This is a genomic window from Geodermatophilus sabuli (assembly GCF_010686765.1).
In the GTDB taxonomy this organism is placed as follows: Bacteria; Actinomycetota; Actinomycetes; order Mycobacteriales; family Geodermatophilaceae; genus Geodermatophilus; species Geodermatophilus sabuli_A.
Window position 1 is genome coordinate 1 of record NZ_JAAGWF010000005.1, and the last position, 24,777, is coordinate 24,777.

At 73.8% G+C, this 24,777-nt stretch carries 28 protein-coding genes; 14 read left to right on the top strand and 14 right to left on the bottom strand.

Annotation, left to right across the window (positions count from 1 at the left end; genetic code table 11):
- The 4 genes from GCU56_RS03630 to GCU56_RS03645 all read left to right on the top strand — a co-directional run.
- Positions 1-434 (top strand): TOBE domain-containing protein (locus tag GCU56_RS03630; RefSeq protein WP_163480164.1); only part of this gene is annotated, 434 nt, incomplete at its 5' end.
- On the top strand, positions 431-1,543 hold the full coding sequence (locus GCU56_RS03635) for an ABC transporter substrate-binding protein (protein WP_163480165.1): 1,113 nt from the start codon (positions 431-433) through the stop codon (positions 1,541-1,543). The genes GCU56_RS03630 and GCU56_RS03635, both read left to right, overlap by 4 nt.
- A gap of 184 nt (positions 1,544-1,727) precedes the next feature.
- Entirely contained in the window at positions 1,728-3,095 is a 1,368-nt protein-coding gene (locus GCU56_RS03640) for a Rieske 2Fe-2S domain-containing protein (protein ID WP_163480166.1), read from the top strand.
- A gap of 85 nt (positions 3,096-3,180) precedes the next feature.
- Positions 3,181-3,528: a hypothetical protein gene (locus GCU56_RS03645; protein ID WP_163480167.1), complete on the top strand. Its 348-nt coding sequence runs from the start codon at positions 3,181-3,183 to the stop codon at positions 3,526-3,528.
- A gap of 31 nt (positions 3,529-3,559) precedes the next feature.
- Here the strand turns inward: GCU56_RS03645 and GCU56_RS03650 are convergent, their stop codons facing one another.
- The 4 genes from GCU56_RS03650 to GCU56_RS03665 form a co-directional block, all read right to left on the bottom strand.
- Positions 3,560-4,447, bottom strand: a complete 888-nt coding sequence (locus GCU56_RS03650) for a fumarylacetoacetate hydrolase family protein (RefSeq protein WP_163480168.1) — start codon at positions 4,445-4,447, stop codon at positions 3,560-3,562.
- Between the two features lie 12 nt (positions 4,448-4,459).
- Entirely contained in the window at positions 4,460-5,554 is a 1,095-nt protein-coding gene (locus GCU56_RS03655) for a cupin domain-containing protein (RefSeq protein WP_163480169.1), read from the bottom strand.
- Between the two features lie 164 nt (positions 5,555-5,718).
- Positions 5,719-6,786 carry an amidohydrolase family protein gene (locus GCU56_RS03660; protein ID WP_163480170.1) on the bottom strand — a complete coding sequence of 356 codons (1,068 nt, stop codon included), beginning with the start codon at positions 6,784-6,786 and terminating at the stop codon, positions 5,719-5,721.
- Positions 6,787-6,904: 118 nt separating this feature from the next.
- Positions 6,905-7,885 carry an ABC transporter substrate-binding protein gene (locus GCU56_RS03665; protein WP_163480171.1) on the bottom strand — a complete coding sequence of 327 codons (981 nt, stop codon included), beginning with the start codon at positions 7,883-7,885 and terminating at the stop codon, positions 6,905-6,907.
- A 198-nt stretch (positions 7,886-8,083) separates the two neighbouring features.
- On the opposite strand from GCU56_RS03665, the gene GCU56_RS03670 reads away from it, so the two are divergent.
- From GCU56_RS03670 to GCU56_RS03680, 3 genes are all read left to right on the top strand, one after another.
- Entirely contained in the window at positions 8,084-8,467 is a 384-nt protein-coding gene (locus GCU56_RS03670; RefSeq protein ID WP_163480172.1) for a PaaI family thioesterase, read from the top strand.
- A gap of 67 nt (positions 8,468-8,534) precedes the next feature.
- Entirely contained in the window at positions 8,535-8,795 is a 261-nt protein-coding gene (locus GCU56_RS03675) for a hypothetical protein (RefSeq protein ID WP_163480173.1), read from the top strand.
- Positions 8,796-8,918: 123 nt separating this feature from the next.
- The gene (locus tag GCU56_RS03680; RefSeq protein ID WP_163480174.1) at positions 8,919-9,188 is read left to right on the top strand and encodes a DUF4242 domain-containing protein; all 270 of its coding nucleotides are present in this window, start codon (positions 8,919-8,921) and stop codon (positions 9,186-9,188) included.
- Here the strand turns inward: GCU56_RS03680 and GCU56_RS03685 are convergent.
- Entirely contained in the window at positions 9,171-12,059 is a 2,889-nt protein-coding gene (locus GCU56_RS03685) for an AAA family ATPase (RefSeq protein ID WP_163480175.1), read from the bottom strand. The genes GCU56_RS03680 and GCU56_RS03685 overlap by 18 nt on opposite strands.
- Before the next feature lie 157 nt (positions 12,060-12,216).
- Between GCU56_RS03685 and GCU56_RS03690 the strand changes: the two genes are divergently transcribed.
- Genes GCU56_RS03690 through GCU56_RS03700 form a run of 3 tightly spaced genes read left to right on the top strand, consistent with a single transcriptional unit; the run spans position 12,217 to position 14,300 of the window.
- Positions 12,217-13,587 carry an FAD-binding oxidoreductase gene (locus tag GCU56_RS03690; RefSeq protein ID WP_345771614.1) on the top strand — a complete coding sequence of 457 codons (1,371 nt, stop codon included), beginning with the start codon at positions 12,217-12,219 and terminating at the stop codon, positions 13,585-13,587.
- The gene (locus GCU56_RS03695) at positions 13,584-13,970 is read left to right on the top strand and encodes a hypothetical protein (protein ID WP_239521738.1); all 387 of its coding nucleotides are present in this window, start codon (positions 13,584-13,586) and stop codon (positions 13,968-13,970) included. The genes GCU56_RS03690 and GCU56_RS03695 overlap by 4 nt, the downstream gene beginning before the upstream one ends.
- 48 nt (positions 13,971-14,018) lie before the next feature.
- The gene (locus tag GCU56_RS03700; RefSeq protein WP_163480177.1) at positions 14,019-14,300 is read left to right on the top strand and encodes a DUF427 domain-containing protein; all 282 of its coding nucleotides are present in this window, start codon (positions 14,019-14,021) and stop codon (positions 14,298-14,300) included.
- 4 nt (positions 14,301-14,304) lie between these two features.
- Here the strand turns inward: GCU56_RS03700 and GCU56_RS03705 are convergent, their stop codons facing one another.
- The 3 genes from GCU56_RS03705 to GCU56_RS03715 all read right to left on the bottom strand — a co-directional run bounded on the left by GCU56_RS03705 (position 14,305) and on the right by GCU56_RS03715 (position 16,738).
- The gene (locus GCU56_RS03705) at positions 14,305-14,730 is read right to left on the bottom strand and encodes a hypothetical protein (protein ID WP_163480178.1); all 426 of its coding nucleotides are present in this window, start codon (positions 14,728-14,730) and stop codon (positions 14,305-14,307) included.
- Positions 14,731-14,900: 170 nt separating this feature from the next.
- A complete protein-coding gene (locus GCU56_RS03710) occupies positions 14,901-15,872 on the bottom strand; it encodes a ferritin-like domain-containing protein (protein ID WP_163480179.1) in 972 nt (323 codons plus the stop codon).
- 110 nt (positions 15,873-15,982) lie between these two features.
- On the bottom strand, positions 15,983-16,738 hold the full coding sequence (locus GCU56_RS03715) for a TetR/AcrR family transcriptional regulator (protein WP_163480180.1): 756 nt from the start codon (positions 16,736-16,738) through the stop codon (positions 15,983-15,985).
- 102 nt (positions 16,739-16,840) lie between these two features.
- Here GCU56_RS03715 and GCU56_RS03720 point away from each other — a divergent pair, with 102 nt between their 5' ends.
- Complete coding sequence (locus tag GCU56_RS03720; RefSeq protein ID WP_163480181.1) at positions 16,841-19,033, top strand: MMPL family transporter; 2,193 nt, start codon at positions 16,841-16,843, stop codon at positions 19,031-19,033.
- A 39-nt stretch (positions 19,034-19,072) separates the two neighbouring features.
- On the opposite strand, the gene GCU56_RS03725 is transcribed toward GCU56_RS03720, so the two are convergent.
- Together GCU56_RS03725 and GCU56_RS03730 are read right to left on the bottom strand one after the other, a co-directional pair.
- On the bottom strand, positions 19,073-19,255 hold the full coding sequence (locus GCU56_RS03725; protein ID WP_163480182.1) for a hypothetical protein: 183 nt from the start codon (positions 19,253-19,255) through the stop codon (positions 19,073-19,075).
- 116 nt (positions 19,256-19,371) lie between these two features.
- Positions 19,372-19,845, bottom strand: coding sequence for an NUDIX domain-containing protein (locus tag GCU56_RS03730; protein ID WP_163480183.1), 474 nt, complete (start codon positions 19,843-19,845; stop codon positions 19,372-19,374).
- 80 nt (positions 19,846-19,925) lie between these two features.
- Here GCU56_RS03730 and GCU56_RS03735 point away from each other — a divergent pair, with 80 nt between their 5' ends.
- Both GCU56_RS03735 and GCU56_RS03740 read left to right on the top strand, forming a co-directional pair.
- On the top strand, positions 19,926-20,552 hold the full coding sequence (locus GCU56_RS03735) for a maleylpyruvate isomerase family mycothiol-dependent enzyme (protein WP_163480184.1): 627 nt from the start codon (positions 19,926-19,928) through the stop codon (positions 20,550-20,552).
- Positions 20,553-20,616: 64 nt separating this feature from the next.
- Positions 20,617-20,955 (top strand): TfoX/Sxy family protein, encoded by a 339-nt coding sequence (locus GCU56_RS03740; RefSeq protein ID WP_204331423.1) that lies wholly within the window; start codon positions 20,617-20,619, stop codon positions 20,953-20,955.
- A gap of 39 nt (positions 20,956-20,994) precedes the next feature.
- Here the strand turns inward: GCU56_RS03740 and GCU56_RS03745 are convergent, their stop codons facing one another.
- Both GCU56_RS03745 and GCU56_RS24995 read right to left on the bottom strand, forming a co-directional pair.
- Positions 20,995-21,789: an enoyl-CoA hydratase/isomerase family protein gene (locus GCU56_RS03745; RefSeq protein WP_163480185.1), complete on the bottom strand. Its 795-nt coding sequence runs from the start codon at positions 21,787-21,789 to the stop codon at positions 20,995-20,997.
- 54 nt (positions 21,790-21,843) lie between these two features.
- The gene (locus GCU56_RS24995; protein WP_345771640.1) at positions 21,844-22,215 is read right to left on the bottom strand and encodes an excalibur calcium-binding domain-containing protein; all 372 of its coding nucleotides are present in this window, start codon (positions 22,213-22,215) and stop codon (positions 21,844-21,846) included.
- Here GCU56_RS24995 and GCU56_RS25000 point away from each other — a divergent pair.
- A complete protein-coding gene (locus GCU56_RS25000) occupies positions 22,190-22,477 on the top strand; it encodes a hypothetical protein (protein WP_163480163.1) in 288 nt (95 codons plus the stop codon). The genes GCU56_RS24995 and GCU56_RS25000 overlap by 26 nt on opposite strands.
- Before the next feature lie 135 nt (positions 22,478-22,612).
- Here GCU56_RS25000 and GCU56_RS03760 read toward each other — a convergent pair whose 3' ends face one another.
- Positions 22,613-23,788 (bottom strand): MFS transporter, encoded by a 1,176-nt coding sequence (locus GCU56_RS03760; RefSeq protein WP_345771615.1) that lies wholly within the window; start codon positions 23,786-23,788, stop codon positions 22,613-22,615.
- Between the two features lie 68 nt (positions 23,789-23,856).
- The gene (locus GCU56_RS03765; RefSeq protein ID WP_163480186.1) at positions 23,857-24,711 is read right to left on the bottom strand and encodes an alpha/beta fold hydrolase; all 855 of its coding nucleotides are present in this window, start codon (positions 24,709-24,711) and stop codon (positions 23,857-23,859) included.
- Positions 24,712-24,777: the final 66 nt, after the last annotated feature.

Here is a 24,777-nt window from a genome sequence, read left to right on the forward strand (position 1 = left end):
AGCCCGCCAATCGCTTCGTCGCTGACTTCATCGGTTTCGACAACATCCTCAAGGCGGAAGTGGTGGAGTCCTCGGCGAGCGGGGCGCTCCTCCGGCTGGGCGGTGACGGCCCACTGTTGCGCTACACCACGGTCGCCAGCCACCCGCCGGGAGCCGTCATCGAGGTGGCTGCGCGTGCGAACGCCTTCCACCTCGTGCCCCAGGTGGCCGACGAACAGTGCTTCGCCGCCGAGGTCGAAGGGGTCACATACCTCGGTGACGATGTCGAGTTCCGCGTCCGCGTGGGCCAGAACGGCCTGATCGCGCGGATCAGCGACGCAGAGGTCAGGAGCGCCGGCACCGTCGCCGCCCCCGCGGCGGGCGACCGGATCCACCTGCGGATCGCCCCGGACGAGCTCATCGAGATCAACGGTTCGATGGAGGAGAGTGCATGACAGGCATGAGGAGAACTCCTGCTCGGGCGATGGCGGCGGCGGCAGGTCTCTGCCTCCTCCTCACGTCCTGTGGCGGTGGCGACGACGCTGCGGCCGGCGGCAGCGGCGGCGGCGGGGGTGCCGAGCCCTCCGGCGGCGGCGGCGAGTCGATGGACGACCTGTACGCGGCCGCGCAGGAGGCCGGGGAGGACACCGTCGTGGTCTACGGCATCAAGACCGGCACTGCCTGCTACGACCAGTTCTCCGAGACCTACTCGGACATCACGGTCCAGACCCAGTACATGGTCGGTGAGACCCAGGCCCGGCTGCAGCAGGAGCACGTCAGCGGGCAGAACGTCGGCGACGTCCTGCGCACGGGGAACACCTCGATGCTGGCGCTGATCCAGGACGGGATCCTCACCGAGTACGTGCCGGCCGACGTCGAGGGCATCCCGGACGCCGCCTACGGGCCGGAGAACGCGATGATCAACGACTCGCAGCGGCTGTCGGGCATCGCCTACAACTCGGCCAACGTGCCCGACGCGGATGCGCCGCAGAGTTGGGAAGACCTGGTGGACCCGAAGTTCCGGGGCCGCATCGTCATGCCCGACCCCACGGTGCCGGGCGCGGGTCTGAGCATCCTGCAGTCCCTGCTCGACACCGGCGCGGTGGACGAGGAGTGGCTCGAGGCACTCGCGGCCAACGAGCCGGCCCTGATCCAGGGCGTCCAGCCGGCCATCGAGGCGCTCAAGACCGGCGAGTACGACGTGATGCTCGGCGGCCTGGACCAGATCACCGGCCCCGCGCTGGAGCAGGGAACCGACCTCCGGTACGTGTTTCCCGTGGAGGGCGCCACGCCGCTCACCAAGCACTACACCGGGGTCATCACCAAAGCGCCGCACCCCAACGCGGCCCGGCTGCTGACCAGCTGGCTGGTCAGCGAGGAGGGGCAGACCTGCCTCGCGGAGAAGGAGACCGAGATGCCGGTCCGGGAGGGCGTTGCTCCCCCGGAGGGGGTCCCGCCCCTCGACGAGCTGCCTGCCGTGGCCGAGCAGAAGCCGGCCAGCTTCGACGAGCTGGACGCCCAGACCGCGCTCCTGCAGCAGTTCAAGCAGGTCTTCGGCCGGTGAGCGCCCGGGTGGGCGGCCCGGCCCAGGGGGCACGGGCCGCCCGCGGGAAGCGGGCCGTCCGCCGGCGGCTGTCACTGGTCATCCGTGTCGGGCGGCGCCCGGCGCAGCTCCACCCCTTCTGAGACACGCCCTCGGCGAACCCTCGCCCGGCGACCGACGAGGTATCCACGACGACTGAGAGACGGTGAGCGACGTGCTGCGTCCCGAGGACAACATGCTGCTGACCCAGGTGGGGCGCGGAACCCCGATGGGCGAGCTCTTCCGCCGGTTCTGGCTGCCGGTGGTCACCAGTGCCGACATCGAGGAGATCGACGGGGCCCCGGTGCGGCTACGCGTCCTGGGCGAGGACCTGATCGCCTTCCGCGACACCCAGGGCAGGGTCGGCCTGCTCAGCACCTGGTGCCCGCACCGTCGCGCGAACCTGTTCTTCGGCCGCAACGAGGAGTGCGGGCTGCGCTGCGTCTACCACGGCTGGAAGTTCGACGTGGACGGCAACTGCGTCGACCTGCCCTCGGAGCCGCCGACGTCGAACTTCAAGACCAAGGTCCGCATCGCCTCCTACCCGACCGTGGAGAAGGGCGGTCTGGTCTGGACCTACATGGGCCCGCCGGAACTCCAGCCCGCCTTCCCCGAGTACGAGTGGGCCGATGTCCCCGACAAGCACCGGGTGATCAACTCCAGCCTGGTCGAGTGCAACTGGCTGCAGACGCTCGAGGGCGACATCGACACCGCCCACGTCTCGTTCCTCCACCGGCCCCTGGAAGCGGGCAAGGCGCTCAAGTGGGCGCGGTTCGTCCCGAACTTCGGCGAGTACGTGGCCAAGGACAAGGCCCCGTCGCTCACGGTCAAGGAGACCGACTACGGGTTCGTCTACGGCGGCCGGCGGGTCGGCGGAGAGGACGACTACTACTGGCGCTTCTCGCACTGGCTGATCCCGTCGACCTCGGAGACCCCCGGCTCGGTGGAACGGCCCGGACGCATCGTCGTGCCGATCGACGACTTCAACACCACCTCGTTCTCGTTCGTGTGGCACCCCCATCGGCCGCTGTCGGCGGAGGAGGCCATCGCCAACGACCGCACCCTGAACCAGCCACTCGCGCCCTTCCAGCTCGCCGACGGCTACATCATCGACACCCGCCGGTCGTCGCTGACCAAGGAGAACGACTTCAAGATCGACCGCAAGGTGCAGAAGACCAAGAGGTTCAGCGGCATCTACGGCACGCCGCCGGAGGAGGACCGGGCGATGACCGAGACGATGGAGCCGGTCCTCGATCGCAGCAAGGAGCACCTGGGCACCAGCGACGTCGCCATTATCGCCATGCGCCGCCGCCTGCTCCGGCTGGCCAAGGACCTGCAGAAGGGCATCGAGCCACCGCTGGCCTCGCTGCCCGGTGCCTTCCGCACCCGTGGCTTCGACGTCGTCTCGACGCACGGGGACTTCAACACGGCGGTCGAGGACTGCGCCGACGAGATCATGCCGCCCCGCGACGGAGCGGCCGGTCGCCCCGCCGACGTCCCGAGCGACGGGCAGCGGTCGGCCGAGCCGGTCTAGCGCAGCCGTCGGGCCGGGTGCATCCGCACCCGGCCCGGCGGACGGAACGCGAGCGGAGGAGCGAGGAGTGCCCGAGGAGGACCGGATGGACACCGCGGACGCGGTCGAGGGTGCCGAGCCACCGCCGACCCCCATCGAGGAGGCCGACCCGTGGCGCATCGTCGACGTGCAGACACTGGACGCCGTCACGGTGTCGGCCGTCATCGGACAGGTCGAGGTGTCGCCACAGGCCGACCAGCTCGCCTACCGCGAGTCGGAGATCGACGCGCTGTGGACGCTCGCCGACATGGCCGTCAAGGCCGGCCGGCCTGGCGCGCAGGAGTGGCTGGAGCTGCTCTGGGAGGCTCACGACCACGTCGGCGACGGCAACCACGCGCAGGCGCTGGCCGCCCTCCAGCAGCTGCGGGACACCCTGGGGGCGCACGCCGTCTGACGCGCGCCCGGCTCGGCGAGCCTCGCCGACGTCAGCGCACCGGCACCGACATCGCCCCGATCCGGCTGACGGTCATCTCCAGCTCCTCGCCGGCGGCGATCGGGCCGACCCCGGGCGGCGCGCCGGTGAAGATCACGTCCCCGGGCAGCAGGGTCATGATCGTCGAGGCGTAGGCGACGATCTGCGGCACCGGCGTGAGCAGGTCGCTGGTGTTCACCGCCTGTCGTACCTGCCCGCCGCTGGTCAGGCGGATGTCCAGACCCGAGCCGTCGCCGATCTCGTCGGCGGTGACCAGCCACGGCCCCAGCGGGCTGAAGGTGTCGTAGCTCTTGCGCCGGGAGCGGTCGGCCGCCGAGCGCACGGTGATGTCCAGGCCGGCGGTGAACCCGAGGACGGCGTCCATGGCGGACGCCACGGGGATGTCCCGGCCACCGGTCCCGACGACCACGACCAGCTCCGACTCGTGGTGCACCTCGTGCCCGGCGGCGACCACGTCCGGGGGCAGCACGACGGCCGAGCCCGGCCCGATGATCGACGACGGCGCCTTGAGGAAGACGTCGAACTCCATCATCCAGGCCTCGACCCGGCCCAGGGTGCGCTGCTGGACGCCGTGCATCTCGGCCACGTGGTCGCCGTAGTTGCTGGCCGCGGCGATCACCTTGGAGGGCCCGAGCACCGGCGCCCGCAGGGTCACCCCGGCCACCGGCCGCGGCGCGCCGACCGCGGCGGCCTCCGCCAGCCGGGGTGCCACCGCCGCGAAGTCCCGGCACAGCGCCCGCCACCAGCCCGCGGTCACCGGGTCCGGGTCGTGCGGCCAGGGCAGCGCGTCGGTGACGTCGACCAGCGTGGCGCCGGCCGGGTCGGCGTCGTCGGCGGTGACCACGCCCAGCCGGGCGTCGTCGAACAGGGCGAGCTTCACGGGACTCCCTGGTCAGCGGGGGCGGAAGGTGCCGGTGACCGTCTGCGGCCCGGGCAACTGCTGCTCGCGGTACACCCCGAGGGCGCGCAGCACGGGGGCGTCGGTCACCACGAAGACGTCGGCCTGCTCGTCGGCGGCGTGCTCGACCGCGGACCAGGACGGCGCGACGAACATGTCCCCCGGGCCCCACTCGAAGCGCTGGCCGTCGATGACCGTCGTCCCGTGGCCCTGGAAGGCGACGAACACCGCGTTCCCGGTCCGGCGGACCGGGCGGCTGTGCCCGCCGGCGCGGATCCGGAGCACGCCGCAGGAGAGGGTCGGCAGCACGCTGGCCCCGGTGGCCGGGTTGACGTACTCCAGGGCGAGCAGCGGCTCGTCGGACCCGGCGGCCAGCTCGTCGAGCTCGGCGGCGGTGTCGGCCCAGCGGTAGACCAGCAGGGGGGACGGCGCCGGGGTGAGCGGGCCGTCGACCGCGCCCCGCACGTAGCGGGTGCCCGGCGGGTGGGCGCGCTCGGAGACGTTGTGCTCGGCCGGCTCGGGCTGGTTCTCCCCCGGCCCCGGGTACTGCTCGAAGAAGATGCTGTCCAGGGCCTCGATCATCGGCAGGTCCAGGCCGTCGAACCAGAACATCTCCGAGTCGCCGCCGTTGACGTGGTCGTGCCAGTTCATCGACGGCGTGAGCACGAGGTCGCCGGGGTGCATGTCGCAGGCGTCGCCGTCGACCGTCGTCCAGACGCCCTCGCCCTCGAGCACCCAGCGGATGGCGCCGGGGGTGTGCCGGTGCGCCGGGGCGGTCTCCCGCGGGCCCAGGCACTGCAGCGCCCCCCACAGGGTGCCCGCCGCGTAGGGGCGGCCACCCAGACCGGGGTTCTGCAGGCTCAGCACCCGCCGCTCGCCGCCCCGCTCCACGGGCACCAGCTCGATCGCGCGGCGGGCCAGCGGCTTCATCGTCGCCGCGGACCACAGCCACGGCACGGCCCGAGGCCGCGGCGTCGGGGTGAGCAGCTGCTCGGTGATCGTCCACAGCGGGCGCAGGTCGACCGCGGCCAGGTCGCGGTAGAGCGCCTCGAGGGCGAGATCCGCCTCGGTGGCGGGCAACACGGTCATCCACGGACCTCCGACTCCGACTCCGGCCGGGGGGCGGCCGGTCCCGAACCTCTGCCCACTCTGCCGCAGGCACCCTCGCGACCGTGGGCGCGGTCTGCTCGGGGAGGGCGGGAGGCGGCGGCCGCCCCTCGGTGCCGGGGACCGGCCGCCGCCTCCGGGCGTGCTCAGAGACCGAACACGTGCTCCGCGTTGGTCTGGAAGAACTGCTTCTTGGCGGCGGCGTCCAGCGGGAGCTCGTCCTGCATGGTGACCTCGTCGGGCTCGTACTGGTACGGGTAGTCCATCGCGTACAGCACCCGCTCCGCGCCCAGCACCTCGCGGCAGTACATGATCGTCGGCGCGGCCGGCATCCCGCTGGTGGTGACCCAGACGTTCTCGCGCAGGTACTCGCTGACCTTGCGCTGCAGCGGCTTCATGGTCTCGTAGCGGCCCGACCGCACGCTGGCCGCGTGCATGTAGTCCAGCCGGTACAGCCAGAACGGCAGGGCCTCACCGAGGTGGCCGACGACCAGCTTCAGCCGCGGGAACTCGTCGAACACGCCGGCGACGATCATTCGCAGCGTGTGCAGGGCGACCTCGACGGAGAACCCGTAGATGGCGCCCTCGAGCCCGACGTCCATCATCGGCTGGATCAGCCCGCGGGACGGCGTCGTCGGGTGCAGGTAGACGGGGGTGTCCAGCGCCTGCGCGGCCTCGAAGATCGGCCAGTACTTCTTGTCGTCGAGGTACTCGCTGTGGGTGTGCGAGTTGATGATGACGCCCTTGAGCCCGAGCCCGTGGCCGCGCTCGATCTCCTTCGCCGCGAGGTCCGGCGCCTGCGGGGCGACCGCGGTGAGCCCGGTGAACCGGGTGGGGTGCGTCCGGCAGGCCTCGGCCAGCTGGTCGTTGGCCAGCGTGGCCATGGCGACGCCGGTGTCCCGGTCGAAGGCCTGGGTGCCCGGCGCGGTCAGCGCGATGACCTGGCGGTCGATGCCGCTCTCGTCCATGTGCGCCAGCCGCCGCTCGCCGAGGCTGGTCAGGCCCTCGCGGATGAACGTGGCCCGCGCGCTCGGGCTGTTGCCGTAGAACCCGCCCCACATGCTGAGGAAGCCGGGGTCGTCGTTGCTGCCGTTCGCCGCGGTCTCGAGCCACAGCTTCAGGAACTCCTCGGGGGCCCAGGCCTCCTCGGTCGCGATCCGCTCGTACCCGCGCTCCCGGGCGGCCGCCGCCCGCGCGTCGTCGGTGCTGCTCACGTCAGTCCATTCCGCGCCGCCGGGCAGCGCTGTCTCGCGATGGTGCCGACGGACCGCCGGCCGGGAGTGATCGGGGCCGCCGTGGTCCGGTGCCCAGGCACCGGACCACGGCCGGCAGTCAGCCGACGACGATCTCGTCGAGGTCGACCGGCTCGTCGAGCAGCTCGTAGTCGACCATCAGGTCCTGGATCAGCTCGAGGGACTCCTCGTCGCTCGCCCCCTGCCAGAGGTTGATCCGGACCTGCTCGGCCAGCTCCGGGGAGACGTCACCGATCTCGGGCAGCGCCGCCCGGAAGGCATCGGGGTCCTCGCGGATCGAGTCGGCGGTGGCCTGCACGCCCTCCTGGAAGGCCTCGACGACGTCCGGGTTCTCCCCGATGAACTGCTCGCTCATGACGTAGGTGCCGATCTGTAGCCCGGGCTTGAGCTCGGTGTACGGGCGGCCGATGATCTTCATGCCCTGCTGCTCGGCGATGGTGAGGAACGGCTCGATGAGCAGCGCGCCGGCGACGTCCCCGCCCTCGATGGCGGCGGCCATGTCGGGGAAGGGCAGCTCGACGAACGTGACGCTGTCGCGGGCGAGGCCGGCCTCCTCCAGCATGGCGCCGAGGACGATGTCGTTGATGTTGCGGAGGGTGTTGACCGCGATCCGCTGACCCTCCAGGTCGGCGATGCTGGTCGCCGGGTTGTCCGCCCGGACGACGAGGCCGGAGAAGTCCTGCTCGGACTCCTCCGAGGTGCTCGTCCCGCCGGCGACCATGCGCACCGGCAGCCCCTCGCCGGCGGCGATCAGCACCGAGACGACGTTGGAACCGGCCACGTCCAGGTCCCCGCCGACGAGCTGCGGGATGACCGTGGCGCCACCGGTGGAGGCGGTGATGTCGAGGGTGACGCCGGCGTCCTCGAAGAAGCCCTGCTGCTGGCCGTAGGTCAGGAAGTACAGCGGCGCGCCGGCGGTGTCGGCGACGGTGACCGTGGTCGGTCCGCTCTCGCCGCCACCCGTCTCCGGGGACGACTCGGCGTCCGACCCGCCGCCGCAGCCGGTGGCGAGCAGGGCGGTCGCGGCCAGCGCGGCCCCGGTTCTGGTCCAGGTTCTCATGGGTGTCCTTCTCTCGGCCGGGCCGCGGCGGGTCGGCGCGATGTGGCCCCCGCCCGTTGTCGTTGACGCACGTTATCCGATGTAGCGCCCTGCGCTCCATGGCGGCGCCGAAGTTCCGCTATGTCGAACGCCGTGGGTTCGCTGTGCTGCCAGGCGACGCGTGCGGTTGCGCACCCCCCGCCCGGGTAGGGCGGCGGCATGGCAGGCCAGGAGGGACCGGGCGGGTTCGCGGAACGGCTCGGTGCCGAGGTCGCCGGCGCCGACGACGGCGGCGCGCGGATCGAGTTCACCGTCACTGAGGAGCACCTCAACCCCGCCGGCACGCTGCACGGCGGCGTCCTGGCTACGCTGGTGGACACCGCCATGGGCCAGGCGGTCCGCAGCACGACCGACGAGGGCGAGGTCCCGGCGACCAGCCAGCTGACCGTCACGTACCTGCGGCCCGGCCGGCCCGGGCGGTTGGTCGTCACGGCACGGGTCCGCACCCGGGGTGAGCACCTGACCGTCTGCGAGGCGGAGGTGGAACAGGACGGGCGGGCGCTCGCCCACGCCCTCGCCACCTTCGCCCTGCTGCACCACTGACCGCCGATCCCGCGCTCGTCGGCGCGGTCGCCGGGGTGGGGCTGGCGCCGGGAACTACCGTCTGGGGGTGACACCCACCGGGAGGCACCCCGTCGACAGACCACGCGGACTCTGCACCGAAGCCCATCTGGGCTGCCCCTGCCGGGGCGACCAGACCATCCACGAGGAGCGCTCGCAGGAGATCGCCGACGCCCGGGCCCAGGCCGGCGAACCCGTCGAGTGCCCCGAGTGCGGCGCCTCGACGACGGCACTGAGCATCGTCAGCTGGGGCAACTGCCGCGCCTGCCGCACCGCCCACTCGCGCGAGACGCACCCGCTGCGCTGGTGAGCCCGCGGGCCGGCCCCGCGGTGAGCGGGCCGGCCCGGCGGGAGGGGCCCTGGTCCCTGGTACCGGCAGCGCGCCGCCGGTACGGTCGACCCGGCCGCCCGGTTCCTCGGAGGAGGATGCCCCATGCCCGTCTTCATGGTGGAGCGCCGGTACGCCGACGTCCTCGAACTCAGCGCCGACGTGGCCGACGGGGTCAACCAGATCAACGACGACGAGGGCGTCCGCTGGCTGTACTCCTTCCTCTCCGCCGACAAGCGCAAGACCTACTGCCTCTACGAGGCACCGTCGAGCGACGCCATCCGCCGTGCCGCCCAGCGGGCCGGGCTGCCCGCCGACGTGGTCGTCGAGCTCTCCTCGACCGTGCAGCCCGACGGTTCACTGGCCCCGGTCTGACCCCTCGAGCAGCCCGTGCGCGGCCGCGTACATCGCGGCCTGAGTCCGGTTCCCGGCGCCGGTCTTGGCCAGGATGGCGCGCACGTGGTTGGCGACGGTGTTCTCGCTGATCACCAGGCGGGCGGAGATCTCCCGGTTGAGCAGGCCGGCGCCGACCAGGCGGAGCACCTCCTCCTCCCGCGCGGTCAGCCCGGCCGGCCGGGGCGTGCGCCGGCTGGGGACGGCCATCGGTGCGGCCGCGGGCCCGAGCGCCGCGAGGACCCGCCGCAACCCGAGGCCCTGGGCCAGGTCGCGGGCCTCCTCGACCAGCTCCCCCGCCCGGCGCGGCGCCGCGCCGACGCGACGCAGGTGCGCGGCGAGGGCGACCAGGCTCTGCGCCCGGTGCACCGACGCGTCCATCCGGGTGTCCATCTCCAGGGCCGCCGCCAGCTGCTCCTCCGCCGCGGGCCGGCCGAGCCGCGAGTCCAGGGCACCGAGGTACCGGTCGGCACTGCCGAAGACGGCGACGAACTGGCCGGCCACCAGGTTGACCCCGGCGTACTCGGCCAGCCGCGGCCGCAGCGCCTGGAGCGCGGCGTCGTCGTGCAGGTGCAGGGCGCCCTCGACGAGGAAGGCGAGCACGCAGGGCCACTGCGCGGAGTCCGCGTACCGGTCCAGCCGCCCCTCGAGCAGCCACCTCAGCACCCGGCCGGCGGGGACGTCGAGCCCCAGCTCGGTGTAGAGCGCGAGCAGCCCGGGCGCCCAGTGCGCCTCGGGCGACTCCTGCCCGCTCACCAGTGACCGCACCGCCGCGACCGCGCCGGTCTCGCGCCGCACCATGAAGGTCTGTACCGCCGAGGACCCCTCGGTGTCGTCGGTACCGAAGGACTCGCCCAGCTCCAGCAGCGCCGCGCAGGTCGCCCCCGCGCCGGCGAGGTCGCCCGCGGCGAACTGACGGCCGTACCGGATGCACCCGGCGACGTACTCGAAGTACGGCTCACCGGTGGCGCTGGCCATGTACAGCTCGTCCTCGTAGGCGTCGGCGACTCCTTGCGGCTCGCCCCGCTGGTAGGAGATCGCGGCCCGCCAGAACGCCGCCGGACCGAGGTGCCCGAGGTCGCCGGTGCGGCGCGCGAGCTGGGAGAGCTCGGTGGCCCGGGCCAGCTTGGCGGAGGCGTCGGTGGGGCGCAGCCCGTTCCACAGGCTGGCCTGCAGGGTCGCGGCCAGCAGTCCGTCGTCCCCCAGCGCCCGGGCCATCTCGAGCGACCGGCGGCCCAGGACGCCGGCCTGCTCGGTCGCCCCGGTGAACGCCAGCGCCCGGCCGAGGCCGGCCAGGCCACGCACGTAGAGCGGGTCCGCCGGGTCGGCCGGCACCTCCCGCAGCGCCCCGGTGAGCAGCTCGACCGCGCGCCCACCGGGCAACCCGGGACGCCAGGACGCCGCCTCGAACCCGATCGCCGCCTCCAGGCGGATGCGGCCGTGGGAGCCGCCGGCCACCGTGTCGAACAGCGTCCGCGCGCGGGTGGCGTCCCCGGCGAGCAGGGTGGCGCCGGCCGCGGCCAGCAGCAGCTCCGCGCGGCGGGGCGCGTCGTCGCCGCAGAGCGCGGCGGCCTGCTCGAACCACCGGGCGGCGTCCTCGTGCGCGAGGTCCCGCGAGGCCGCCCGGGCGGCCTCGGTGAGGTGGTGGACGGCCTGGTCGGCGTGGCCGAGGACCGCGCCCTGGGCGTAGTGGTGGGCCAGCCGCTGGGTGCGCCGGTCCGAGGGCACCCCCGAGGCCTCCAGGACGGCGGCGACCCGCAGGTGCTCGCGGGCCCGGCGGGTCGCCGGCATCAGGTCGAGCACGGCCTGGCGCGCGAGACTGTGCGGGAACCGGAAGGCCGGTCCGCCGGACTCCAGGAGGCCGAACTCCACCGCGGTGTCGAGCGCGGCCAGCGTCGTGTCCGGGCCCCAGGCGGAGACGGCGAGCACCGTCGTGAGGTCCGCCTCCTCCCCCACGACCGCCGTCAGCTCGAGGGTCTGCCGCTCGGGATCGGTCAGCCGCGTCAGCCGGGCGGCGACCATGTCCCGCACCGACAGGGGCGTGGTCGACACGGTGTCCGGCGCGTTCCCGCGCCCCGCCGCCTCCCGCACCAGCTCCCGGAGGAGGAACGGGTTGCCTCCGGTCCGGTCGCGCAGCAGCGCCGCGGTGACCCGGGCCCGGTGCGGGGACAGCCGTGCCTCCGCCGCCAGGTACTCGGCGATCTCCTCGGTCGCCAGGCCGGCCAGGTCCACCCGCCGGACACCGTCGAGCCGGTAGAGCTGCGCGATCGTCCCGGTCAGGGCCGGCGACCGCTCGGGCGCCGTCGTCCGGTGGGTGGCGAGGACCAGCACCGGGCACTCCGCCGTCCGCTCGACCAGGTGGGCGAGCAGCTGCAGCCCCGCGGGACCCGCCCAGTGCACGTCCTCCAGCGCGAGCACGACCGGTCCGGACGCCGCCAGCTCCCGGACCGCGTCGACGGCGGCGTCGTAGAGCTCGCGGCGGGTGTCGGGGCCCGGTGTGTCGGCGGCGCCCCGGCCGGCCAGCCGGGACAGCGGCCCGGCCGGGTCCGCGGCACCGGCGAGCAGCGCCTCGACCGGCTCGACGAACGGCTGGTAGGGCGGGCCGAACTCGGCCGCGCAGGTGCCGAGCAGGACCGTCGCCCCGCGGGCGTGCAGCACGCCGCAGAACTCGGCGAGCAGCCGCGACTTGCCGGCGCCCGGCTCACCGCCGAGGAACGCGACCTGGCGGGCCCCGGCGGTGACCGCCGTCCACAGCTGCTCGAGGGCGGCCAGCTCCGCGCGGCGGCCGACGAACAGCGGGCGCGCGGATCCCGTCCAGCGCGCCGGGAGGGACGGCGCCGTCCGGCCGGACACGCTCCCGGACGGTAGCCCTGCCCGCGCGCGGCTGTCGATGGCCAGAAGTGACCACCCCCGCCGTCGCCGAGATCCGCGCACTTCTGGTCATGTGCCACGCCCGGCGCCGTCCCTAGCGTCGTCGGTCATCGAGCACTGGGAACCCCGAGGAGGGACCGTGACCACACAGCTGCCGGGAACACTGGCCGACCGGATCAGGGGCCAGGTGATCCGCCCGGGGGACGACGACTACGAGCAGGCCCGCAGGGTCTACAACGGCATGATCGACGCGCATCCCGACCTGGTCGTGCGCTGCACCGGACCCGACGACGTGGCCGCCGTGCTGCGGTACGCGGCGGAGAACGGCCGGGACCTCGCCGTGCGGGGCGGCGGGCACAGCGTGCCCGGCTTCGGCACGGGCGACGGCGCCGTCGTCGCGGACCTGTCGCTGATGCAGGCGGTCGACGTCGACCCGGCGTCCCGCACCGCCACCGCCGGCGGCGGCACCACCTGGGGCCGGTTCAACGACGCGACCGGCGCCTCCGGGTTGGCCACGACGGGCGGCATCATCTCGACCACCGGGATCGGCGGGCTGACCCTCGGCGGCGGGATCGGCTACCTGTGCCGCGGCTACGGCCTCTCCTGCGACAACCTGCTGGCCGCGGAGGTCGTGACCGCCGACGGCACGGTGGTCACCGCCGACGAGAACGACAACAGCGACCTGTTCTGGGCACTGCGCGGCGGTGGCGGCAACTTCGGCGTGGTCACCCGGTTCACCTACCGGCTGCACCCGGTGGAGACCATCTACGGCGGACCGATGTTCTTCGAGCTCTCCGACGCCACCGCGGTGTTCCAGATGTTCCGCGAGCTGGTCCGGGAGGCCCCGCGCGAGTTCGGCGGGTTCCCCGCATTCCAGATGGCCCCACCGCTGCCCTTCGTCCCCGAGGACCGGGTCGGCGACACGTTCGTGCTCGTGGTGCCCTGCTGGACCGGGTCGCAGGCGGAGGGTGAGCGGCTGGTCGACCGGATCCGCCAGGTGGCACCGGTGGTGGCCGAGCACGTCGGCCCGATGCCCTACGCGGCGCTCAACAGCGCCTTCGACCCGCTGCTCCCGCCGGGGCTGCAGAACTACTGGAAGGCCGCCTACGCCACCGAGCTGACCGACGAGGCGATCGCCGCGCACGTCGAGCACGGGTCCCGCGTCCCGAACACGCAGTCGACGATGCACCTGTACCCGATCAACGGCGCGGTGCACGACGTGGCACCGGACGCGACGGCCTTCGGGCACCGGGACGCCACCTGGGCGGCCAACATCGCCGGGTTCTGGCCCGACCCGGCCGACAACGAGGCGAACACCCAGTGGGTGCGCGACTACTACGCGGCGATCACCCCGCACTCGGCGGCCGGCGGCTACACCAACTTCGCCTCCGGGGACGACGGCCACAAGGCGCCGGAGAACTACGGCGCGAACTACGAGCGGTTGCGCGCGGTCAAGCGCACCTACGACCCCGGCAACCTGTTCCACCTCAACCAGAACATCCGGCCATGAGCGCCTCGGAGGCGTCGACGCGCACGATGCAGGCCATCGACCGGACCGACCTGCCCGTCGCGGTCGAGGGGAACGGCGTGGAGTTCCGGACCGCCCGGGTCGGGGACATGAGCATCGGCTGGATGCGGCTGCCCGCCGGGGCGGACCTCCGCCCGGCGGTGGCCGGCCTCCCGGGCGACCTGTGCCCGTGCCCCCACTGGGGTTACCTGATCAGCGGAGAACTGGTCATGCACGGCGCGGACGGCGCGTCGACCTACGAGGCGGGTCAGGCCTTCTACTGGGGGCCGGGCCACGCGCCCGAGGCGCTGACCGACTGCGAGTACGTGGACTTCTCGCCGTCGGAGGAGCTGGAGGCGGTGGTCCGGCACATCCGCGGCGGCTGACCGGCGTCCGCGGGGAATGTGGCCATGTGGCGGCGTGTTCGCCGTCACATGGCCACTGCGAGCTGGAACGGCACCGTCATCGCCGAGTCCGACGACATCGTCACCGTCGAGGGGAACGCCTACTTCCCCCGCCAGGCGGTGCGCGACGACGTCCTGCGCCCCTCGGACACCACCTCGGTGTGCCCGTGGAAGGGGACGGCGTCCTACTACACCCTCGAGGTGGACGGGGCGACCAACCCCGACGCCGTCTGGTACTACCCGGCACCCAAGGACGCGGCCCGGGAGATCACCGGGCGCGTGGCGTTCTGGAAGGGCGTCGAGGTCCGCTGACGGCTCAGCGGCCGGGCTGCGCGCCGGCCAGCTCGCGGGCGGCCGCGGCGGCATCCGCGTCGAGAACGCGGGCCCGCTCCTGACGCTCGATGAGCCGGTGGAACAGCGCCCACGCCTCCTCCGGTGAGACGTCGAGGGCGGCGGCGATCTGCGGCCACGACGCCCCGCCGCGCAGGGCGGCACGGAAGCCCACCAGCTGGCTGTCGTGGGCCTTGCGGGCGACGACCTCGCCCAGGGCCAGCAGCTCCAGGGACTCGGCGACGTCGAGCGAGGTGGCCGCCTCCTTGAAGGAGCTCCAGTCGTCGACGTCGACCTCGGCGGCGGTGTTCAGGGTGGTGGCCCCGCTGTCCCGGCGGCTCAGGAAGTCCAGCCGGGTGACGGCCGTCGGCAGGGTGAACTCCTGCTCCAGGGCCTCGGGTGTGATGCTCATGCGTCAGTGCATCCCCTCCCTGGTCGGCGGGTCAAACGGTCGTGTCGCGCAGATCTCAACCCGATGACGACGGAGGGCCCGCACCCCTGGGGGGTGCGGGCCCTCGCAGTCAGGCCCCGTCCCGAGGCTCACCCCGAGCGTGCGAGGGGTGAGGAGGGCAGGGTCCTCTGTCAGGCGTCGACGCCCACGGCCTCCTTGGCCAGGTCGGCCAGGCGGGTCTGGGTGGCACTGACGATGCCCGACCGGTTCTTGTGGGTCTCCTCGTACCGGATGACCACGCGCAGGTCGTGCGGCGAGGTGAGGCCCTTGACGGCCTTGACCGCGTCCTGGGTGGACAGCGAGTCGTAGCCCTTGATCGGCAGCTCGTCGGCGTTCACGTCGCCCAGCTCCTCGCGGGCGGCCTTGGCCGTCTTCGCGGCCTCCTTGTTGCCCTCGCGGCGGGCGATCCGCTCGGCCCGCCGGAGCGCGGCGCTGCGGCCGACGACGAGGGTCTCGCGGACGGCGTCGCTGAACGAGGTGGCCTTGTCGGCGACCTCACCGAGCTTCTGGCCGACCTCCTCGCGACGCTGCTGCGCCGAGTCGGCGACCTCGTTGACCCGGTTGGCCACGAAGCGGACCGGGGCGTTGGCCGCGCGCGCCGCGGTGCCGGCGACCCGCTGGAAGGCGGTCGGCTGCAGGGCCGCGGGGCCACCGAGGGCCTCCTCGGCCAGGACCACGGTCAGCCACTCGACCGTCGCCGAGTGGGCGGTGATCAGACGCTCGGCCAGCTGCTTGACCCGGGGCAGCTCGGCGGTCTCGGCCAGGACCTTGACGTAGGTCGCGCGGTCGAGCAGCTGGTGCTCGAGCTGCAGGTCCTGCAGCAGGGCCTCCTCGAGCGGCTCGGCCTGCTCGAAGGTGGCCTTGAGGACGGCGGAGAGCCGGCCCAGCGCGGGCGTCACGACGTCCGGCACGCCACCGATGGCGCGCAGCTGGTCGGTGATGGCCCGAGTCCGCTCGGCGGCGTGGTCGGCGTTCTGGGTGAGCTCCCGGCGCACGGCGTCGGTGCGGGCCTGGGAGACGCGGGTGCGTGCGACCTGCTCCTCGGTCTGCGTGAGCAGGACGAGGGCGCGCAGCTGATTGATGATCTTGCTGTTGTCGGCCATGGACTCAGCATGCCCGCTGCGGTCGCATCGCTAACTCCTGCAAGCACATTGCTAGCAGTGAGGCTGATCACGACACCCCGACTCGTCCCACGACTCCGGCGCAGTCGGCCTCAGGCGGCCGGCGGGCGGTACTCCTCGGGCACCCCGAGCACCAGGCTCAGCGCCCGGAGCTCGGCCTCGAACATGGGCCCGGCGTCGTCGAGGGCGAACCGCAGATGGCCGAAGACCTCCATGCAGACCAGCCCGTAGAGCCGGATCCAGCAGGACAGGAACACGTGCACCACGCCCAGTGGCAGCGCGACCGGGAGCTTGGCGCACCAGTTCCGCAGCTGGACCTGCAGCGCCGGCTCGATGTCCTCCTCCGCCGGCACCGGGAAGTGCCGCTCGAGGTGGACCTGCGCGACCAAGGCGGCGAAGACGGCTCCGAACCGCTGGCCGGCCAGCTGCACCGGGCGGTCACCGTCGCCGTGCACGTCGTCGGGCCGGAAGACCCCCTGGGCGGAGCTGCCGAACAGCAGCCCGAACTCGGCGCGGTGGGTGGTCGCCCACTGCCGGAACGCGCGGGCCACGGACAGCAGCTGGAAGCCCGGCGTGGCCGGGTCGGCGGCGTCGCGGACCGCCTCCAGCACGTCGGTGAGCTCGTCGTAGAGGTCGGCGACGACGTTCTCGACCAGGTCCTCGCGACTGCTGAAGTAGCGGTACAGGCCCGGCGCGGTCATGCCCATCTCACGGGCGACCGCGCGCAGGGCGAGTCCGTCGACGCCCTGGTCCACCAGCACCCGCCGGGCGGTCTGCTTGATCTCACGGACCGTGTCGGCGCGCGCGCGGTCACGCCGGCTCAGCGGCTCGTCGACCAGTTCCGTCATGGCTCCTCGGCAATCCCCTTGACAGCGGTGAACGGTGTAAGCAGAGTGACCGCCGTTAGCTAACACCGTTCACTGGAACCGACGCTAGCACCGGGAGACACCGTGTTCGAGAGCCTCGGCCGGATCGTGTACCGCCGCCGTCGCTGGGTGGTGGCACTGGCGCTGGCGTTCGTCGCCTTCGCCGGCGTCTGGGGCACCGGCGTCTTCGGCGCCATGACCGGCGGCGGGTTCGAGGACCCCGACAGCGAGAGCTCCCTCGCGAGCGAGGTCGCCGAGCGTGAGCTCGGCCGCGCCGGCGGCGACGTCGTCGTCCTGTACTCCAGCGACGAGCTGACCGTGGACGACCCGGCCTTCGCCGCGGCCGTCGAGCAGAGCCTCGCCGCCCTCCCGGACGACGTCGTCGAGGAGTCGGTGACCTTCTTCGCGACCGGAGCGCCCCAGCTGGTCAGCGAGGACCGCTCCGCCACCTACGCCCTGCTCACCCTGACCGGCGACGAGGACGAGCGCACCGAGGGCCTCGAGCTGGTCGAGGACCGGCTGTCGGCCCCCGGCCTGGAGACGCAGATCGGCGGCGGGACGACGATCAACCGCGACATCAACGAGCGGGTCAGCGCCGACATCGCCCGCGCGGAGATGATCTCGCTGCCGATCCTGGCCGTGCTGCTCGTGCTCATCTTCGGCAGCGTCGCCGCGGCCGGGCTGCCTCTGGCGATCGGCGTCGTGGCGATCCTCGGAGCCTTCGCGGCACTGCGCGGGTTCTCCACGGTCGCCGACGTCTCGATCTTCGCCGTCAACGTCGTCACGATCACCGGCCTCGGGCTGGCCATCGACTACGGCCTGTTCATGGTGAGCCGGTTCCGCGAGGAGATCCGCCGCCAGCCCGACACCGAGACGGCCCTGGCCCGGACGATGGCGACGGCCGGCCGCACGGTCGCGGTCTCCGGCGCCACCGTGGCGATCTCGCTGGCCGGGCTGCTGATCTTCCCGCAGGTGTTCCTCCGCTCGATGGGGTTCGGCGGGATGAGCGCCGTCCTCATCGCGATGCTGGCCGCGCTCACCCTGCTGCCCGCGCTGCTGGCGATGCTCGGCCCCAGGGTGGACGCGCTGTCGGTGCGGCCGTGGCTGCGCCGGGTGTTCCACCGCGTGCCGACGGCGACCACCGGCGACCACGGCGCCTGGGCACGGATCGCGCACAGCGTCATGCGCCGGCCGGTGGTCTACACCGTCGTCGTCACCGCGGTGCTGGTCGTCCTCGCACTGCCGTTCCTGCGGGTGCAGTTCGGCGGGGTCGACGAGCGCGCGCTGCCGGAGGGAACCGAGAGCCGGGTGGTCGCCGAGACGATCCAGGCGGACTTCCCGCCGTCCGAGCGCGGGCCCATCGCCGCGATCGTGACGCTGGCCGACCCGGTCGACTCCCCCGCCGGCGGCGCCGCCCTGCAGGGCTACGTCGAGGCGGTGGCGGCGGTCCCCGGGGTGGACGGCGCGACGGTGGCCGGCGCGGCCGGGGACACCGCCCGGGTCGACGTCGCCTACGCCGGCGACCCGCTGTCCACCGAGGCGCGCGACCTGGTCGGCGAGGTCCGGTCCGTCCCGGCTCCCGACGGCGGCGATGTGCTGGTCGGCGGCCAGACCGCGGCCCTGGAGGACCTGCTCGACAGCCTCGCCTCGCTGCTGCCGTGGATGGCGGTGTTCGTCGTCGCGACGACGTTCGTGCTGCTGTTCCTGGCCTTCGGCTCGCTGGTGCTGCCGGTGAAGGCGGTCGTGATGAACGTGCTGTCGCTGGGCGCCTCGTTCGGGGCGCTGGTCTGGATCTTCCAGGAGGGCAACCTGTCGGGGCTGCTGGACTTCACCCCGACCGGGTTCGTCGAGGCCACCCAGCCGATCCTGGTGCTGGCCATCGTGTTCGGGCTCTCGATGGACTACGAGGTGTTCCTCATGTCCCGGATCCGGGAGCAGTACGACCTGACCGGCGACAACACGACGGCGGTGGCGACCGGGCTTCAGCGCACCGGCGGGATCATCACCAGCGCCGCGCTCCTGCTGCTCGTCGTGATCGGTGCGTTCTCGCTGTCGGGGATCACCTTCATCAAGATGATCGGCGTCGCGATGCTCATCGCGATCGTGGTGGACGCGACCGTCGTCCGGATCCTGCTCGTGCCGGCCACGATGCGGCTGCTCGGCCGGGCCAACTGGTGGGCGCCGGGGCCGCTGGGCCGGCTGTACGCGCGCTACGGCATCCGCGAGTCCGACGGCGAGCCGGTGGCCGAGGTCCCGGAGCTGGTCCCCACCCGCTGACGCCCCGGGGACTCCCGGTACCGGGAGTCCCCGAGCGGGTCAGCGGGTCGGGACGGCGGGCCGCGACGGGCGGTCGAGCCGCAGCACCGGCTGGGTCAGCTCGTCGGACAGCGGCGTCCGGGGGCGGGGGGCGGCGGTGACCGCGAAGCGCCGCACGGAGCGTCCGCACCCGACGCAGAACCGGCCGCGCTGGTCCTGCGCTCCGCACTCGGTGCACGACATGGGGTACCTCCTCGACACCGGGAGTCCCGTCGACCCCGTCCGTCTGCGCACCCTGCCAGGGCCGACGCCCTCGACCAGCCGTTCCGGGATGGGTGGGACGTCACGTCACCGGAACGTCATGTGCCGGGTCCGGCGACCACGTCGAGCAGCCGGTCGAGGAAGGGCACCTGGCCCGGGACCAGCTTGACCCGGGCATCGTCGACCGCGAACCACGCCGCCCGGTCGATCTCCGGGAACTCGTGGACGCGGCCGGACCGGGGCGGCCACTCCAGCTCGAAGGTGTTGCTGCGGCAGGTCGCGGCATCGAGGTCGCCCTCGGCCGCCCAGACGGTGAGCAGTTTCGCGCCGGCCCGCAGCGGGCCGAGGGCGGCGAAGCCCTCCGCGGGCACCGGGGACCCGAGCTCCTCCTCGAACTCCCGGCGGGCGACGGCGAACGGGTCCTCGCCGTCGGCGTACTCGCCCTTCGGGATCGACCAGGCACCGTCGTCCTTGCGCGCCCAGAACGGCCCGCCCATGTGCCCGAGCAGGACCTCGCACCCGCCGTCCGGGCGACGGCGGTACAGCAGCACCCCCGCGCTGGTCCTGGCCACGGCGGCCAGTGTGCCCGCCCCAGGTCGGGGTCCCGGATCTGCACGGACGGACGGGCCTCCGGCCATGCCAGGATCGCCTCGTGGACACGTTCGCGGAGATCGCCGACGAGCGGCGCGGTCTGGCTGCCCTGGTGTCGGGACTGACGGACGAGCAGCTGGCGACGCGGAGCCTGTGCAGCGAGTGGAGCGTCCACGACGTGCTCGCCCACCTGGTCGTGCCGCTGGAGGTGGGCATCCCGAAGTTCGCGCTGGCCATGCTGGTGTGCCGCGGGAACTTCGACCGGGCCAACGTCCGGCTGACCCGCGAGCAGGCACGACGGCCCGTCAGCGAGCTCACCGAGGTGTTGCGCCGGAGAGCCGACTCGCGGTTCACCCCGCCCGGGTCAGGTCCCGAGGCGCCCCTCACCGACCTCCTGGTCCACGGCCTGGACATCCGCTGGCCGCTGGGACTGCCGCGCGAGGTCCCCGAGGAGCGCGTGCGCACGTCGCTGACCTTCCTGACCGCCGGCTCCGCGGGGGGCATCGTCGCCAAGGGCACCCTGGACGGGTTGCGGTTCGAGGCGGACGACATCGACTGGGCGCACGGCGGCGGTCCGACCGTGCGCGGCAACGCAGAGGCGCTCCTGCTGGCGATCACCGGCCGGGCGACCGCTCTGAGCCACCTCAGCGGCGACGGCGTGCCGACGTTGCGGAGCCGACTGGCCTGACCCGGTTCCGAGCGGAGCCTCGAACCCGTGACGGGTTCGTCGACCGACCAGGAAGGACACGCGAGTGGCCTACGACACCGAGCTCGCCGGCCGCGTTCGCGCCGCGCTCTCCGACGAGGAGGACGTGCGTGAGGTGACGATGTTCGGCGGCCTCGCGTTCATGGTCCGTGAGCAGATGGTGGCCTGCGTCTCCGGTGGCGGCGGCGCCCTGCTCGTGCGCGTGTCCCGCGATCGCGATGCCGAGTACCTGGGGGTCCCCGGGGCCCGCCGGGCCGAGATGGGCACGGGCCGGTCGATGGGCGAGGGCTGGATCACCGTCGACGAGGAGGCGCTCAGCGACGACGGCGACCTGCGGTTCTGGATCGACGCCGTCCTGGCGTACAACGCCGAGACGACCCGGTGACCGAGCGCCGGATGGGCCGCTCACGTCTGGAGGCGCGCCCTAGCGGCCCCGCCAGCGCGGCGGCCGCTTGTCCAGCTGCGCGGCGATGCCCTCCTCGCGGTCCTCGGACAGGTAGGGGTTGGGGCCCACGTCGAGCCGCAGCGCCTGCCACAGCGGGAGCTCGAGCGCCTTGACCGCGGTCTCCTTCATCCGCCGGACCGACAGCGGGGCGTTGGCCGCGATCGCCTCGGCCAGCCGCAGCGCCGTGGGCAGCACGTCGTCGGCCGGGACGAGGCGGTTGACCAGCCCCCACCGCTCGGCGACCTCGCTCGTGACGTACTCGCCGGTGTAGAGCAGTTCCAGCGCGATGCCCATCGGGATGCGCTTGGGCAGGACGACGGAGCCGAAGTTGGCGCCCATCCCGATCTTGGCCTCGGGCAGGCCCATCGGGATGCCGGGCGCGGCGACCCGCAGATCACAGGCCAGGGCAAGCTCGAACCCGCCGGCGACCGCCGCTCCGTTCAGCGCCGCGACGATCGGGACCGGTGTCTCGGTGACCACCTCGAACAGCGCCCGGGTGGGCCGGTTCATCGGCGGGCGGAAGTGCTCGCCGCGGCGGTCGCCCTCGCGGATCTCCTTGAGGTCGAAGCCGGCGCAGAAGGCCGGACCGGTGCCGGTGAGCACGATCGCCCGCACCTCCCGGTCCTCGGCGCAGCGCAGCAGCTCCTCGACGAGGTCGGCCTGGATCGCCGACGACAGCGCGTTGCGCCGCTCGGGTCGGTCGAGGGTGAGCAGGCGGACGTGCCCGCGGTCCTCGACGACCAGTCCCGACTCATGGCGCTGCGCTGCACTCATGCCGGCCAACCTGCGCCACCTCCGCCGGGGAGCGCAAACCGCAGCCGCGAGGGATCAGTTCTCGCAGCCCACGCCGTCGCCGTCGCGGTCCAGCTTCGAGCTGTAGCCGGGCTCGCCGCTGCGGATGGGGGCGGCGCCGGCGGCCCTGACCGCGTCGCAGTTGGCGTAGGAGACGCTCGAGGGAGCCGGAGCCGGGGCCGGGGCCGGGGCCGGCGCGGGTGCCGGCGCGGGTGCTGGTGCTGGTGCTGGTGCAGGTGCCGGGGCAGGGGCAGGGGCAGGAGCCGGCGCAGGGCGGGGTGCGGGCGCCGGGGCCGGGGCCGGCCGGGGCGCGGGGGCGGTCGACGCGGGGGGCGTCGGCACCACGGTGGCCGGCGGGGGGCTGACCGCCGGCTGCGGAACCGTGGAGGCGGCCGAGGGCGGGGCCACCAGCCCGCTGGCCGACGACCGGGCGGCCGGCGAGGAGGACGGCGACGTCGCCGGTGCGGAGGTCTCCGCCGTGGGTGTGGTGCTGGCGGCGGGCTCGGTCTCGGGCGGCCCCGCGATGCTGCCGATCAGGAAGAGCCCGAGCAAGATGCTCGCCGTCACGACGACCCAGCGGCGCTTCCAGAACGGTGTGGCCGGGGCCGGCTGCGGCTCCGGCGGGAGCTGCGGCATGAGCATGGTGTCGTTCATCGGGACTCCCCCGTGACGCGTGCGCGGACCGCCGGACCGTACGAACGGGTGCCCGTCGCCGTGCACCACCACCGTTCCGAAACGCCGTCCCGTTCCTCTCCCGCCCCAGGGACCCCGGCGGCCATGTCCACCGGTCCTGACGGGGTCTGGCTCAGCGCGGCCGCGGCGGGCGCCGGCCCGGTGCGGTCGCGACCGCCAGCGGCAGGCTGCCCGCGACGAGCAGCGCACACAGCACGTAGGTCCACGGCAGGCCGAGGGCCGTGCCGGCGACCGCCCCGACCACCAGCGCACCCACGGCGAGCCCGGTGTCGAACGCGGCGTTCCACACGGCGCTGGCGGTGGCTGCCCGGTCCGGACCCACCCGGCCGAACGCGGCCACCAGGGTCAGGTTCTGCACCGCACCCCAGCCGACGCCGAAGACCGTGGCGCCGAGGAGGACCACCGCATCCCGGCCCGGCCCCCGGCCGGCAGCCAGCCCGCCGGCGACCAGGACGAGCCCGGCCGCGCACAGGCACAGCGCCGCCGGCAGCAGCAGCCGGCTCCCGGTCCGGTCCGCGAGCGCCCCGGCCCGCCACCGGGTGAGGGCGGCCGTCCCACCGAAGAACAGCAGGGACACCGTGGCGAGCACGCCGTCCGGACGACCGATCGGCAGGAAGGTGACCAGCCCGCTGCACGCCAGCGCGGCCACCAGCAGCACGACGGCGGGACCGGCCGCGGCGAGGAGCGCGCGGCGCGGCGCCCCGGGCGCCGGTGCACTGCTCCGCCCCGGCGCGGGGTGACCCCGACCGAGCGCCCGCACGAGCGGCACCGCGAGAACGGGTGCGGCGGCCAGGACGGCGACCCACTCGAAGTGCCCGGCGAGGGTGAGCGCCACGCCGGCCGGCACGGCGAGCAGGTTGGGCAGTGAGCTGGACAGGCTGTAGATGCCGACGGCCTCCCCGTGCCGCCCCGGGGGCGCGATGCCTGCGGTCACGGTCGCGCCCACCACCGTCACCACGGCGAACCCGGCCCCGCGGAGGGCGGAGACGGCCATCAACCACCACAGCGCGTCGCTGACCAGGTAGCCCAGCGCCGGCAGGCCGAGGGCCACCAGGCCGAGGGCGAAGAGCCGGGGCGGCCCGAGCCGGGCGACGAGCACCGGGACCACGGCCTGCGTGAGCACCGTGCAACCGAGCAGCACGGCGATCACCAGGCCGGCGGCGGCCGGCGTCGCGCCGCCGGCCGCCGCCCACGAGGGGAGGGCGCTGAGCGTCAGGCAGAAGCTGGTGAAGCCGGCCAGGCTGACCGCCACCAGGGCCTGCATGGCCGGCAGGCGCCAGAGCGACACCGCGGCCGGGGCGGCCCCTGCCGGCGCCGCCGGAGGGTGCCCGAGCCCCGGCGCCCCGTCCGGCGCGGTCACCCGAGCTGGCGGCGCCGCCAGCCGGCCATGATCTCGGCGAAGCGGTCGGGGTCCTCGAAGTACGGGGCGTGGCCGCAGCCGGTCATCACGGCGAGCTCCGACCCCGGCAGGGCGGCGTGCGCCGCCTCGCCCATGGACAGCGGCGTCCAGCGGTCGTCCTCGCCCCAGACCAGCAGCGTGCGGGTGCCCAGACCCGCGGCGCGCAGCGCGTCGGCGAGGAGGTCGTCGTTGCAGGGGCCGAGCAGGAAGTCCGCCGTCGCGGTGAGCGACTCGCGGGCACCCAGCGACGAGTTGATCATCGACTCCTCGCGGACCCACGCGTCGGTCACCATCGCCGGGTCCGCGACGAGCAGGTCCAGCTTGCGGCGGACGCCCGCGTCGCTGGCGTCGGCCAGCACCTCGCGCGGCGTCATGTTCTCCTCCGGCAGCGGTGCCAGGCCGATGGCACCGATCAGCACCAGTGACGAGACGAGGTCCGGCCGGGTGAGCGCCAGGTGCGCCGCCACGTGCGCGCCCAGTGAGGTGCCCGCGACGGTGACGGCGGAGAGCCCGAGCTGGTCCAGGACACCGGTGACGAAGGAGGCGAACCCCGCGGCGGTGTACTCGGGGCCGGCACCCTTGTCGGCGAGCCCGTGTCCCGGCGAGTCGATCGCGTAGACGTGGTAGCCGGCGTCGACCAGCCCCGGGACGGCCGGTACGAACCGGTCGGCCCGCGAGCCCGCGCCGTGCAGGCAGACCAGCGGCGTCCCGCCGCCGACGGACTCGACGACGCGGGTGCGGATGCCGGCGGCGGTGACCGGATAGCTGATGACCTGGTCGCGGCCGGAGGTGAAGGGACGGGCGTCGGACATCTCGGGCTCCTGGTCGGTCGGTCTCACGAGTGGCCCGCTCCCGGTCCGGCAGGGTGGGTGCCGGAC

What these genes read in the sequence shown, in the direction of transcription:
- GCU56_RS03645 (WP_163480167.1), top strand. Translation starts at nt 3,181, where the DNA reads ATGGACACCGCGGACGCGGTCGAGGGTGCCGAGCCACCGCCGACCCCC.
- GCU56_RS03670 (WP_163480172.1), top strand. Translation starts at nt 8,084, where the DNA reads ATGGCAGGCCAGGAGGGACCGGGCGGGTTCGCGGAACGGCTCGGTGCC.
- GCU56_RS03715 (WP_163480180.1), bottom strand. Translation starts at nt 16,738, where the DNA reads ATGACGGAACTGGTCGACGAGCCGCTGAGCCGGCGTGACCGCGCGCGC.
- GCU56_RS03680 (WP_163480174.1), top strand. Translation starts at nt 8,919, where the DNA reads ATGCCCGTCTTCATGGTGGAGCGCCGGTACGCCGACGTCCTCGAACTC.
- GCU56_RS03710 (WP_163480179.1), bottom strand. Translation starts at nt 15,872, where the DNA reads ATGGCCGACAACAGCAAGATCATCAATCAGCTGCGCGCCCTCGTCCTG.
- GCU56_RS03745 (WP_163480185.1), bottom strand. Translation starts at nt 21,789, where the DNA reads ATGAGTGCAGCGCAGCGCCATGAGTCGGGACTGGTCGTCGAGGACCGC.
- GCU56_RS03705 (WP_163480178.1), bottom strand. Translation starts at nt 14,730, where the DNA reads ATGAGCATCACACCCGAGGCCCTGGAGCAGGAGTTCACCCTGCCGACG.
- GCU56_RS03695 (WP_239521738.1), top strand. Translation starts at nt 13,584, where the DNA reads ATGAGCGCCTCGGAGGCGTCGACGCGCACGATGCAGGCCATCGACCGG.
- GCU56_RS03700 (WP_163480177.1), top strand. Translation starts at nt 14,019, where the DNA reads ATGGCCACTGCGAGCTGGAACGGCACCGTCATCGCCGAGTCCGACGAC.
- GCU56_RS03655 (WP_163480169.1), bottom strand. Translation starts at nt 5,554, where the DNA reads ATGACCGTGTTGCCCGCCACCGAGGCGGATCTCGCCCTCGAGGCGCTC.
- GCU56_RS03765 (WP_163480186.1), bottom strand. Translation starts at nt 24,711, where the DNA reads ATGTCCGACGCCCGTCCCTTCACCTCCGGCCGCGACCAGGTCATCAGC.
- GCU56_RS03725 (WP_163480182.1), bottom strand. Translation starts at nt 19,255, where the DNA reads ATGTCGTGCACCGAGTGCGGAGCGCAGGACCAGCGCGGCCGGTTCTGC.
- GCU56_RS03635 (WP_163480165.1), top strand. Translation starts at nt 431, where the DNA reads ATGACAGGCATGAGGAGAACTCCTGCTCGGGCGATGGCGGCGGCGGCA.
- GCU56_RS03665 (WP_163480171.1), bottom strand. Translation starts at nt 7,885, where the DNA reads ATGAGAACCTGGACCAGAACCGGGGCCGCGCTGGCCGCGACCGCCCTG.